Genomic DNA, 13,009 nt, shown 5'->3' on the forward strand with positions numbered 1-13,009 from the left:
CCCCTATACACTATTTTATTTATGGATAAAAAAAAGTCAAACTCCCTTAAATAAAGAAAAACCGATAACGATTCCGGCGTTATCGGCTCTGTTTTCCCCTCATAGTTTTCGAAGAACTGCACCCAGAATTCTGGGTGGGAGGGATTGTTTTTGCTCCTTATCTAACAAAAACTTTTAAATTAAATGAAAAAAAGACAACAAATCAAAAAAAAACTACTCTACCTCATGAAACTATCGCTCCTACATTGTTGCATTGCGATGATTTTTACGGGTATCACGTTGGCAAAAGATGCTGAGGCGCAGGAATTGCTCAACCGTAAGGTGAGTGTTCAGATTGAGAATCGCAACTTTGAAGACGCTATCACAATCATAGAAAAGCAGGCGGATGTAAAGTTTACATACCGACCTAAATTATTGGCAATACCCCAGAAAGTATCACTGAATATCGTCAATCAGTCCCTCTCGCAGGTATTAGATAAATTGTTGACTCCTCTTAAAATCAAATATAAAGTAGTTAATAACCAGATAATTCTGTCCCGGCTGATAACGCTGGCCTTACCGGAGACATTACCTAATACTGTTATTTATTCGCCAAATGAGATAAACACAGCCGATATTAATATAAAAGGGACAGTGAGTGACGAAAAAGGAGAAGGTCTGCCGGGTGTAAGTGTAACCGTAAAAGGCACCACACGCGGAACCGTAACAGGAGTAAACGGAGAATATAGTATTTCAATACCAGATACCGAGGCAATTCTGGTTTTCAGTTTTGTAGGGTATCAGGCACAGGAATTACTCGTTGAAAACCAGTCGGTACTGAATGTAACGCTACAAACAGATACGAGAGCATTGGAAGAAGTAGTAGTAGTAGGTTATGGCGTACAGAAAAAGAAAGACTTAACCGGAGCGGTATCTTCTATTAACTCAGATGTTTTTAAGGAGCGTAAAGAAACGCAGGTTTCTCAGGCTTTGCAAGGAGCTATGTCTGGCGTCATGGTAAGTCGTAATGCTTCTCAGGGCTCAATGGGTAGTGCCAATATTCAAATCAGAGGCATAACGACTATTGGTAATTCTAACCCTTTGGTAATTGTAGATGGCGTACCGGTGAGTGATGTGAATCAGGTAAACCCGAATGATATTGATAACCTTTCGGTTCTAAAAGACGCTGCTTCGGCTTCTATCTATGGCTCTCGCGCAGCGGCAGGGGTAATTCTGATTACCACCAAAAGAGCCAAAACTGATCAGGCGTCATTCAACTATAGTTACGAAAGAGGTTTTGATACCCCAACCCAATTGCCCGACTATATGGGGGCAGTTCGCTACATGGAATTGCAAAACGAATTACGCTGGAATGATGCAGGTAATGGCGCCAACAAATTTCCGGCATTCATTCAGGATTTACTGACAGATTATGCGCAGAAACACGCTACAAATCCAGATAAATATCCTGATACCCACTGGATGGATATGACATTGAAGAATATGGCTCAACGTGAAGCGCATAGTGTAAGCGTAGTAGGGGGCTCAAAATTCGTAAAGTCTAACGCTTCGGTTCGTTATGAAAAAATCGGAGGGTTCTATGATAATAAAAACTATGGTCGTGTATTTGTGCGTTCGAACAACGATTTCACTATTAATAAAATAGTAGGTGGCACAGTTGACTTTAACTTTAAAAGAACCAATACGGTTGACCCGACTGCCACTGACCCTCTTTATCGTACCAGAATTGCCGCACCAATTTATCCGGCTCTTTGGGCTGATGGCAGAATTGCCGATGGTAAAGCAGGAGAGAATGTATATGCCAAAGTAAGATATGGCGGTACAGACAAATACACTTATAATCAGGTTGGTGGTCGTATTGCCTTAGACCTGAAACCAATCGAAGGCTTAAAGATTTCCGGTATTCTGGCTCCCATCTTTGATTTTATAGACCAGAAGAAATTCAATAAAAAAGTAGACGTTTATGCGGCTGATAATCCTAACCAATATATCACTTCTTTGATTGGCGGAGGGCTTACTACCCGTCTGGACGAAAACCGTTGGAGCAATTATAGCTTAACTACCCAGTTTCTGGCCAATTATGCCAAAACCATTGGAAAGCATGATTTTACGGCCCTGGTGGGTTATGAGAATTATTATTACAAAAGTGAATCAATCGGAGCTTCCCGCGACCAGTATCTATTTGATACTTATCCTTATCTCGACCAGGGCCCGACAGCTTTAAGAGATAATTTTGGTACGGCTTTTGAAACAGCCTATCGTTCCTATTTCGGTCGCCTGACCTATAGCTTTCAGGATAAATATCTGATTCAGGCCAATGTTCGTCGCGATGGTTCTTCCCGTTTCAATGCTGCCTATCGTTGGGGTACATTCCCTTCTGTTTCGGCAGGTTGGGTAGTGAGCGAAGAAGAATTCTTCAAACAACAAAACCTGATTTCTTTCCTGAAACTTCGTGCTTCATGGGGAACATTAGGTAACGAGCGTATCGGAAATTACCCGTCAGTCGGTATCATGAATTTCAGTAATGCCCTGTTCTATCAGAATAATGTGGTGGTTTCGCAACAAACAGCGGCACAATATCAATATGCTATTAAAGATATTTCGTGGGAAAAAACGTCATCAGTTGATTTAGGTTTAGATGCGTATTTCTTGAAAAACAAGCTCCGTTTTACTGCTGATGTGTATCGTAAAGAAACGAAAGATATGCTATTGGCCTTGCAGATACCCATATTCGTAGGCTTCGAGAATCCGAACCAGAATACAGGTATCATGACAACCAAAGGCATCGACCTTGACTTAGGCTGGACAAGCACCGTAGGCAAACTCAGATATTCGGCCTCATTCAATATCTCACAGTTCAAATCAACAATGGGTGATTTGGGCGGTACAGAGTTTATCGGCGATAAAATCAGAAAAAAAGGAAGCCAGTTTGACGAGTGGTATGGCTACATAGCACAAGGAATTTATCAGACACAGGAAGACGTAAACAACTCACCAAAACTGAGCAGCAATGTAAAAGTTGGAGACTTAAAATATATGGACATCAGTGGCCCTACTGGCGTACCGGATGGCAAAATATCACCTGAATATGACCGCGTTCTTTTGGGCAACTCTCAACCACAATGGATGTACGGTGGCAATTTCAGATTAGACTACAGAGGCATAGATTTAGGCATCAGCATTCAGGGCATCGGTTATCAGCGTAGTTCATTGCTTCCTTATACCGATTACAATGCTGAAAACTTCGGCGCTTTCCCAACTTATCTGGATGGCAATACCTGGAGCATGAACAATACAGCCGAGCAAAATTTGGTAGCCAAATATCCAAGATATACCGAAACCAACAAATCATTGAATCGTAGTTTATCAGATTTCTGGTTGTTTAATGGTGGCTATTTCCGCTTAAAAAACGTAACGTTGGGCTATACAATACCGCAGACTATTACCAAGAGAATCATGGCAAACAGTATTCGTTTTTATGTAACCGGCAGCGATATTTTCTCTTTCAACAAGTATCCAAAAGGCTGGGACCCTGAGGGTATTGGTATCGTATCGACTTATATTGGTGGATTTTCTATTGGTTTCTAAAACAACGACAACAAAATGAAAGTAAAAATATATAGTGCAGTATTGAGCTTATTGTTATTAGCTTCCTGCCAGAACTCACTTGATTTATATCCTTTGGCACAGCCATCGGCCGAAAAATGGTATTCTAACGAAACAGAAATTCAGTTAGCTTTAAATGACCTGTATCGCCTGGACTGGTGGCAATGGGACGAAGACAATACCAGTGTCAACTATATTTCAGATGATGGTTTTTATCGTCAGACTCTGACCCCTATTAAATCAGGAACAGTAACCAGTCAATGGGATTTTTCAACAGCTTTCTGGCGCAATGGCTACAAGGCAATTGCCCGTGCCAATCGCGCGATTGTAGCGCTAAACAGTGCTGAAACCAAAGCCAAAGTGAGTCAGGCAAAACTAGATGTATATCTGGCCGAAGCCCGTTTCCACCGTGCGGCACAGTATGCCAAACTGGTAGATAAATTTGGTGATGTAGTATATACCGATGCCGTAGTGACGATTGAAGAGGCTTATACAGTAGGCAGAACCGACAAGAAAACCGTTATCACAAAAATCTACGAGGATTTCGATTTTGCCATTACAAACCTGCCTGCTTCTTATGCGGTATCGGCAGTGAAACGTGTAACTAAAGGCGTGGCATTGGCCTTGAAAGCCCGTTTTGCCTTGTATCAGAAAGATTATAGCATCGCCGTCACTGCAGCAAAAGCCTGCATGGATTTGAATCAGTACAGTTTGCATCCTGATTACGCTAATCTGTTTTTGCAAACTACTAAAAACTCAAAAGAGGTTATTTTCTCAATTCCACGTTCTTTAGAGCAAAAGATTACCTTAGGACCAACTTCTGATAAGATTACCCGTAACTCAGGAGGCTTTGCGGCTACCAATCCAAGCTGGGATTTATTCTGTGCTTACCTCTGCACCGATGGTAAACCCATTGATAAATCGCCACTTTATGACCCTCGCAACCCGTTTAAAAACCGCGACCCGCGTTGTACGGCTTCAATCGTAGAATTTGGTCAGGCACACTTAGGCTTTATTTACGATCCAAATCCTTATGCTGTACAGGTATTAAGATTAAGCAGCAATTCATTGGTTACAAATAATGATAATCGGGTTAATGCGCAATTCGCTTCTTTCAACGGCTTGGTGTGGAAAAAAGGCATTGATGATTCATGGTTAGCCAATGGTCGTCTGGTTGAACCTGAGCAGATTATTATCCGCTATGCTGATATTCTTTTAATTTATGCAGAAGCTAAAATTGAGCAGAATCAGATTGATGCTTCGGTATTAGATGCCATTAATACAGTAAGAGCCAGAGCCTACAAAGTAGCCACAAGTGCTACTACACTTTATCCGGCTGTTACCGAAACAAATCAGGCAGAATTGCGCAAAATACTTCGCATGGAAAGAAGAATGGAATTAGCCAACGAAGGACTCAGATACATGGACATTGTACGCTGGAGAATTGCCGGAAAAGTATTGAACCGCCCGATTTATGGTATGCTTGACCCGGTTGATTTAAAAGCTAAAGTAGTAGACAAAGGCCTATGGTTCTTCGCCGGAACACCGACGATTGATGAAGACGGTACGCCAGATTTCAGCGCAATGGCTGCTACGGGTCTCATCAAAAACTTGGTTCCAACCTCATGGAACGACCGTCAGTACCTATGGCCTGTTCCAACTGCTGAAATTCAGATTAACCCGAACATGAAACAAAACGATGGGTATTAAACCCGCTTAATTACCAAAATTTTATTAGAAATGAGACATTCAAAAGCAATGATAGCAGTTGCTCTGCTATTGGCATGCCAAACCTTAAAGGCACAAATCAAAACTTCTTACCGACAGATAAGCGGTATCTATCCACACCTGGCCTATTACAATAACGAAGGCGAATGCGGTACTGGTGCAGTAGTGCCGTGGGCAGGTAAACTCTGGGTAATTTCTTATGGCCAACATTTTCCGTTTGGTTCCTCAGATAAATTGTATGAAATAAGCAATAACCTTGATCGCGTGGTGCGTCCTGAAAGCATCGGTGGTACACCCGAAAACCGCATGATTCACAAAGAATCTAATCAGCTATTTATCGGGCCTTATGCCATTTCAAACAAAGGAAATGTGCGTACGATTCCTTATACAAAAATGCCGGGTCGACATACAGGTAATGCCCGTCACTTGTTCGACCCTGCCAATAAGATTTATTATGCTACCATGGAAGAGGGTTTTTATGAGGTAGATGTACATACCCTTGAGCCTAAAATGTTGTATAAAGACGGTAACGTTGACCGCAAAAAAGGCGAAATGGCTCAGGAAGCTCAACTATTGGTAGGCGCGCATGGCAAAGGTGTTTATTCTGGTCAGGGCGTAATGGTCTATTCGAATAATGGAGAAGCCAGCCAGTTAGCCATGAAACAATTTGATATTGAATCGGGGCTATTGGCTGAATGGAATGGAAAAGACTGGAAAAATGTTCGTCGTAACCAATTTGTAGAAGTAACCGGGCCGGGTGGAATTTATGGAAATGCTAACCCTGAAACTGACCCGATCTGGTCGACAGGTTGGGATCATAAATCTGTATTGGTAAGTGTGCGTGATGGTGGCAAATGGACATTCTTCCGCCTGCCTAAAGCCAGCCATAGCTACGATGGCGCACATGGATTTAACACCGAATGGCCACGTATCAGAGATATCGGTACTCCCGAAAAACCTGATTATCTGATGACCATGCACGGCATGTTCTGGCGTTTCCCGAAAACCTTTACTTCTAAAAATACAGCAGGTATTCGTCCACGTTCGGCTTATCTGAAAGTAATCGGTGATTATAGCCGTTGGCAGAATATGCTGGTATTAGGTTGTGATGATTCAGCACAAAAAGAGTTTCTGAACAAACGCAGAGCCAAAGGAAACATCGAAGGCCCGGGACAATCAAACTCTAATTTATGGTTCACCTCAATCAATACACCTGATTTACTAGGACCAAACACAGCACAAGGAGCAGTGTGGTTGAATGAAAAAGTTGCAGCCAATACCACGTCAGAGCCTTTCCTTTTTGCAGGTTGGAAAAAACGTATGGCATGGGTCAACAATGCCGGGAGCGAAGACGTCACCTTTAGCTTTGAAGTAGATGCCAATGGTACAAACATCTGGAAAACTTTACGTTCAGTATCAGTAAATGCAGGACAATCAGCTTCAATCACTTTTGCAGCTACCGAAGTAGGAGAGTGGATTCGTGTGAAAACCAATAAAGCTACTACGGCAACGGTCAACTTTAACTATACAGATGATAGCCGCTATACCCCTGCAATGGATAAAATGTTTACAGGATTAACTCCTGCCAATAGCACTAGCTACAAAGGAGGACTTTTATACGGCTTAGGTAATAACCGCCATAAATTAGGTGTACTAGCGGAAGATTTTTCTAATGGTAAATTCACAGAAACAGGCTATTATGAATTAGATAGCGCGATGAATCTGGTGAAAAAAGATGATTCTGAAACAGCTAAGTTTATCCGTGAAAAATTTGCCGTACCAAGTAATATCCTGACTATTGATGAGGCTTCTGTTCTGATCACAGACGATGCCGGAAGAAGATGGAGGCTACCTAAAGGCAATAATGCTTTAACCTCAAAAACCAATAGTGCATCTCTAAGAATTTGCAGAGAAGTAGCCACCGAGCGCGATTTAATGAACGCCCACGGCACCTTCTATGAATTGCCTGCTGAAAACGCAGATGGCTATGCTAAAATCAGACCGGTGGCTTCTCATACGTTAGCTATTCACGACTATGCTTCTTATCGTGGCTTATTAGTGATGACGGGTTTAAATAACCAGACTGCTGCCAGCGAACATATCATTACCTCAACTGATGGCAAAGCCAAAATATGGGCAGGAACCATTGACGACCTCTGGAAGTTAGGCAAACCAGTCGGACAAGGCGGCCCGTGGAAAGATACCCAGGTAACAGCCAATACTGCCTCTGACCCGTACCTGATTGGGTTTTATGACAAAAAGAGCTTAAAAATTTCTCATAAATCAAACCAACCCGTAACATTCAGAATTGAAGTAGAGTCAATCGGTCATGGCCCTTGGATGTTGTATAAAGAAGTAACAGTAAAGCCCAACGAAACATTCGAGCATACTTTCTCTGATTCGTTTCAGGCTCGCTGGATTCGCTTTGCCACAGACAAAGATTGCCAGGCTACTGCGTGGTTGACTTATAAGTAATTGAGTGAATGAGTGATTGTGTGATTTAGTGATTATGGATTGTGTGAATTATTCATCGTTCACTTAGCAAAGACCTGATATTTAGTATTGTTGTTAATAAATAATTTTGTTTTAAATCCCCGAAAGCTTTTTCGGGGATTTTTTTATTTGTGACGCGAGCCGAGCGACGGTCGCTTCCAGCTCGCACTGTAATTATCTGAACTATGATTTACCTGATTGATTTGATTTCACTGACAAAGAGTTTTATAAGTGTTATCTGAATTGAGAAGACTGGAACTCTTATTATTCAAATAAAATCAGTGTAATCACAAAAATCAGATAAATCATAGTTCAGACAAAATACCACAATGGTTTCCACAAAAATTCCTCCTACTTTTGTCATACCATGGAAAAAACAAACCCATCAAAAATACCCTTACTAAACCCTTCCCAGTTCGATGATTATATCTTCGCCGACTGGAAACCCACGGTATCGGGTTTTTATGATAAGTTTCACATTGCGCGGGTAGAAACCTACAAAGACCACTTGCGTATTCCTATGCAACCGCACCGCCGTTCGGTTTATTTCTTTGTATTCATTACCAAAGGTTCGGTTATCAGAAGCAAAGGTCTCTCTTTATATGAAATAAAATCCAATAATTTTTTCTGTTTACCTTCCAATGTGATTACGTCAATAGAAAAAGCGGATGCAGATGCCGAAGGGTTTTATTGCCATTTTTCGCCTGACATTTTCAATCAATCATTTATTAAGATTGATATTGCCAGAGATTTGCCCTTTTTTCAATTTACAGACGAACCTCTGATTTATGTACAGGAATCTGAACGCATTGTCAGCATTCTGGAAATCCTGGAGAAGGAATACCAGGTAGGTGACAATAAAAGGTTTGAAATGATTCCTATGTACCTGATGTCTCTTTTTTTGGAAATAAAGCATCTGGCGCAGCCTGCCTCTCAAAATGCCAAAAATGCAGCTACATTTATTACCCAACGTTACAAGAATGCCCTGTCAGAATTTATCTACGAGAAAAAGTCAGTACAGGAGTTTTCAGAGTACCTGGCTATCTCTCCCAATCATCTCCATAAATGTGTAAAAGCTACAATCGGCAAATCTGCACATGAACTATTAGAAGATATGCGTATTCTGGAAGCCAAAGTATTACTAAAGCAAACTTCTATGAGCATTGGCGAAATTGCTTTTAAATTGGGTCGGTTCGACCCTAGTGATTTCAGCCGTTTCTTTAAATCCAAAACAAACCTTACTCCCCGAGAATACCGTCAATTAGAAAATTGATTGATTTTGCATAGTATCAGTGAGTTATTGCCTATAATTTACGCACCTTATTTATTCAAATTTGTATGGTAAAATTCCGATATAAAATTGTATAAATAATAGATATTGTGTACAAGGAAATCTTTCACTCTTTTCTGCCCCAAACATTACAAGTCGAGATTCAGGGAGACATCTTAATGGTAGGTCTAAACCGACCTGAAAAGCGAAATGCTTTCAACGATGAATTGATTCTGGCTATTGAGAAAGTATTCGATAACCTGCCGCCATCCATCCGTTGCGTAGTCATTTATGGTATCGGCGACCACTTTTCTGCAGGACTTGATTTGTCAGAATTAAAAGAACGAAATGCCGTTCAGGGTATTCATCATTCCCGAATGTGGCACAGAGCATTAGATAAAGTGCAGTTTGGTACTGCCCCTGTCATTGCCGTATTGCATGGCGCAGTAGTAGGTGGTGGATTAGAATTAGCAGCAGCCTGTCATATCCGGGTATCAGAACCAAGCACATTCTATGCATTGCCGGAAGGACAGCGGGGAATTTTTGTAGGAGGTGGCGCATCAGTCAGATTACCTAAACTGATAGGCATAGCCCGCATGACTGATATGATGATGACAGGCAGAGTCTACAAAGCCGAAGAAGGAGAACGAATTGGTTTGGCACAATATCTTGTAGCACAGGGTGAGGGATTAACAAAAGGCAAAGAATTAGCTCAAAAAATAGCCAAAAATGCAGAAATGACAAACTACGCCCTGATGCACGTATTACCAAGAATAGCAGATTCTTCACAAACCGAAGGATTAATGCTTGAAAGCATGATGGCCGCAATTGCCCAAAGCTCGCCGGAAGCCAAGCAACGATTGAATGATTTTCTGGAGGGGAGAGCAAAAAAGATAGGCGAATAATGCAGGCAGGCTATAAAAATATCGCTTTCGGCCCGACCCGTACACATAAACTGGTACGGGAAAATGGTATTATTCATTTTCGCCTGGAACAAGACTTAGCACCAACACCAGAAAAACTAACGCAAAAGTTAATAGAGTGGGCCAAAAAAACGCCTGATAAAACTTTTCTGGCGCGTAGAGACAAAACAGATGAATGGCAAAAACTGTCTTATGCTGAAACACTAAGCAAGGTACAATCTATTGCTCAATACCTCCTGAACCTGAATTTCACGAGTGAGGAAACCATAGTTATTCTCTCAGAAAATAGCCTGGAGCATGCTTTACTGGCTTTAGCTGCTATACATATCGGCATTCCCTACTCACCTATATCTCCCCCATATTCTTTGATTTCACAGGATTTTGGGAAATTAAAACATTGTCTGGAATTAATGACGCCCAAAGTCATTTTTGCCCAAAATGGCAGGCAATATCAAAAGGCACTTGAATTAGCCGCAGGTTTATTTCCAAATGCTGAAATTATCACTGTTAATGATGGTAAAGGAATTGATTTTGCCCATTTATTGGCTACGGAACCAACACAGGAAGTAGAAGAGGCTTTTGCCAAAGTGAGTGGTGATACAGTAGCCAAAGTATTATTTACCTCAGGTTCCACAGGTTTGCCAAAGGGTGTCATTAATACCCAGCAAATGTGGTGTACCAATCTCCAACAGATTACTCAGGTTTTTCCGTTTATGTCGGCTACTCCACCTGTATTTATAGACTGGCTACCCTGGAACCATACCTTTGGAGGCAATCATAACTTTGGTTTAGCGCTTTATAATGGAGGTATACTCTATATTGACGATGGCAAACCAACTCCCCAGGGTATAGAAACAACGATTCAGAACCTGAGAGAAATCTCTCCAACAGCCTATTTTAATGTGCCTAAAGGGTTTGAAATGCTGATACCTTATCTGGAAAAAGAACCGGATTTACGCCAGAATTTCTTCAAAAACCTGAACATGCTTTTTTATGCAGGAGCTAGTCTGGCACAACCTGTATGGAATAGATTAGAAGAGTTGGCAGTAGAAACTATTGGAGAGAAGATACCTATTATTACAGGCTTAGGCTGTACCGAGTCTGGCCCATCGGCTATGTTTGCTAATTGGGGAGGGGCTTTTTCCGGACTTCTGGGAGTGCCTGTAGCAGGAATGGATGTAAAAATTGTGCCTGATGGTGATAAACTGGAAGCTCGTTACAAAGCCCCGAATGTGATGCGTGGCTACTGGCGGAATGAAGAGGCAACCCTCAAAGCATTTGATGAAGAAGGCTATTATAAGACCGGAGATGCCGTAAAGTTTTTAGATGAAAATTACCCGGATAAAGGGCTGGTATTTGATGGGCGAATAGCTGAGGATTTCAAACTATCAACAGGCACCTGGGTAAATGTGGGTGTGCTAAAAGCTAAATTGATTTCGGCAGGTTCGCCTATTATGCAGGATGTAGTGCTGGCAGGTTTAGACAAAGAATATGTCAGCGCTATTCTGTTTCTGAATGCGGAAGCTTGTAGAAAACATGCCGATTTATCAGCAGAAATTCATAATCGGGATGTTTTTCAGCATGAAGCCATTTCCGACTATTTGAATAATGTTTTAAACGAATTTAATCAGTCAGCTACAGGTAGTGCCAATCGGGTAGAGAAAATTATAATAGCCCTAGACCCTCCCTCCATTGATTTGGGAGAAATTACCGATAAGGGCTCATTGAATCAGCGCATAGTGCTGAAACATAGGGCACATCTGGTAGAACAATTGTATCAGTAAATATTCAACACGAACATAAAATATAATACTAATGAACCCTCCTTTCAGAGCCGACCATGTAGGTAGTTTATTACGGACTCCTGCCGTTAAAGAAAATCGTTTAAGATGGAAAAAAGGTGAGATTTCTGCCGAAGAACTACGTGCTATTGAAGATGCTGCTATTCTGGAAACAGTAAAGAAACTGGAGTCAACAGGTATGAAATCAATCACAGATGGCGAGTTTCGCCGTGATTATTTCCACCTTGATTTCCTGAAAGAATTAGCAGGTGTTTCGGTAACTGGTGGAATAGAAGCAAATCCAAATGCTAAAGTGGCTGAAGACGGTTTCAAACCCCCGGTATTAAGTGTAACAGGTAAACTAAAACACGTAAAAGATATCCAGGTTGATGATTTTAATTATCTAAAATCAATTGTTACCCAAACGCCAAAGGTAACAATTCCATCGCCTACCATGATTCATTTCAGAGGTGGTAGAAAATCAATAGATATTAATTCTTATCCTGATATGGATGAGTTTTTTCATGATTTATCAACAGCTTATCGTGAAGAAATTAACCATCTTTACAAAGCAGGATTACGCTATCTGCAATTAGATGATACGAATCTGGCTTACCTCTGCGACCCAAAAATGCGAGCTGCCGCTGCTGAAAGAGGAGAAGACCCGAATGCTTTGCCAAGAACTTATGCCGCTTTAATCAATTCAGTGATTGATGGCCGCCCGGAAGATTTAACTATTGGTATACACCTATGCCGTGGTAACTACCGTAGTACCTGGTTTGCCGAAGGAGGTTATGAGCCTGTGGCTGAAATTCTTTTCAACGAAATCAATGTAGATGCCTACTTCCTTGAATATGATGATGAGCGCAGTGGAGATTTTGCTCCTTTACGTTTCGTTCCTAAGAACAAAAACGTAGTTTTAGGTATTGTTTCGTCAAAGCAGAAAGAATTAGAGAATATCGATGATTTATGCAAGCGCATTGATGAAGCTGCCCGATATATGCCTTTAGAGAATATGTGCGTGAGTCCGCAATGCGGTTTTTCATCTACCCATCACGGCAATGACATGACCCACGATGACCAATGGCGTAAAATTGAATTGGTAGTAAATACCGCCATTAAAGTTTGGGGAGAGTCGTGAATGCAGAGGGGTAAGGGCAGAGGGTGTCTAAAAATTCCCCCTTTTCAAGGAGGGAGGCAAAATCCTG

The 13,009-nt window shown here is 41.4% G+C and carries 7 protein-coding genes; all 7 read left to right on the forward strand.

Translation table 11 applies throughout. The features are described 5' to 3' along the window. The first annotated feature begins 183 nt into the window (after window positions 1-183). The 7 genes from D0T08_RS06545 (at window position 184) to D0T08_RS06575 (ending at window position 12,942) form a co-directional block, all read left to right on the forward strand. Window positions 184-3,588 (forward strand): TonB-dependent receptor, encoded by a 3,405-nt coding sequence (locus D0T08_RS06545; RefSeq protein ID WP_116981802.1) that lies wholly within the window; start codon window positions 184-186, stop codon window positions 3,586-3,588. A 15-nt stretch (window positions 3,589-3,603) separates the two neighbouring features. After that, the gene (locus D0T08_RS06550; RefSeq protein WP_116981803.1) at window positions 3,604-5,316 is read left to right on the forward strand and encodes a RagB/SusD family nutrient uptake outer membrane protein; all 1,713 of its coding nucleotides are present in this window, start codon (window positions 3,604-3,606) and stop codon (window positions 5,314-5,316) included. Between the two features lie 30 nt (window positions 5,317-5,346). Beyond that, on the forward strand, window positions 5,347-7,809 hold the full coding sequence (locus D0T08_RS06555; RefSeq protein ID WP_116981804.1) for a hypothetical protein: 2,463 nt from the start codon (window positions 5,347-5,349) through the stop codon (window positions 7,807-7,809). A gap of 385 nt (window positions 7,810-8,194) precedes the next feature. Beyond that, window positions 8,195-9,100 (forward strand): AraC family transcriptional regulator, encoded by a 906-nt coding sequence (locus D0T08_RS06560; RefSeq protein ID WP_116981805.1) that lies wholly within the window; start codon window positions 8,195-8,197, stop codon window positions 9,098-9,100. A 107-nt stretch (window positions 9,101-9,207) separates the two neighbouring features. Beyond that, a complete protein-coding gene (locus D0T08_RS06565; RefSeq protein ID WP_255413510.1) occupies window positions 9,208-10,002 on the forward strand; it encodes a crotonase/enoyl-CoA hydratase family protein in 795 nt (264 codons plus the stop codon). Next, window positions 10,002-11,804 (forward strand): feruloyl-CoA synthase, encoded by a 1,803-nt coding sequence (locus D0T08_RS06570; RefSeq protein ID WP_116981806.1) that lies wholly within the window; start codon window positions 10,002-10,004, stop codon window positions 11,802-11,804. Before D0T08_RS06565 ends, D0T08_RS06570 begins: the two co-directional genes overlap by 1 nt. Window positions 11,805-11,835: 31 nt before the next feature. After that, window positions 11,836-12,942 carry a 5-methyltetrahydropteroyltriglutamate--homocysteine S-methyltransferase gene (locus D0T08_RS06575; RefSeq protein ID WP_116981807.1) on the forward strand — a complete coding sequence of 369 codons (1,107 nt, stop codon included), beginning with the start codon at window positions 11,836-11,838 and terminating at the stop codon, window positions 12,940-12,942. Window positions 12,943-13,009: the final 67 nt, after the last annotated feature.

Origin of the sequence: Emticicia sp. C21, assembly GCF_003418935.1 — a bacterium.
Taxonomy (GTDB): Bacteria; Bacteroidota; Bacteroidia; order Cytophagales; family Spirosomataceae; genus Emticicia.

Coding starts and splice junctions, on each gene's coding strand:
- D0T08_RS06545 (WP_116981802.1), top strand. CDS start 184: ATGAAAAAAAGACAACAAATCAAAAAAAAACTACTCTACCTCATGAAA.
- D0T08_RS06550 (WP_116981803.1), top strand. CDS start 3,604: ATGAAAGTAAAAATATATAGTGCAGTATTGAGCTTATTGTTATTAGCT.
- D0T08_RS06555 (WP_116981804.1), top strand. CDS start 5,347: ATGAGACATTCAAAAGCAATGATAGCAGTTGCTCTGCTATTGGCATGC.
- D0T08_RS06560 (WP_116981805.1), top strand. CDS start 8,195: ATGGAAAAAACAAACCCATCAAAAATACCCTTACTAAACCCTTCCCAG.
- D0T08_RS06570 (WP_116981806.1), top strand. CDS start 10,002: ATGCAGGCAGGCTATAAAAATATCGCTTTCGGCCCGACCCGTACACAT.
- D0T08_RS06575 (WP_116981807.1), top strand. CDS start 11,836: ATGAACCCTCCTTTCAGAGCCGACCATGTAGGTAGTTTATTACGGACT.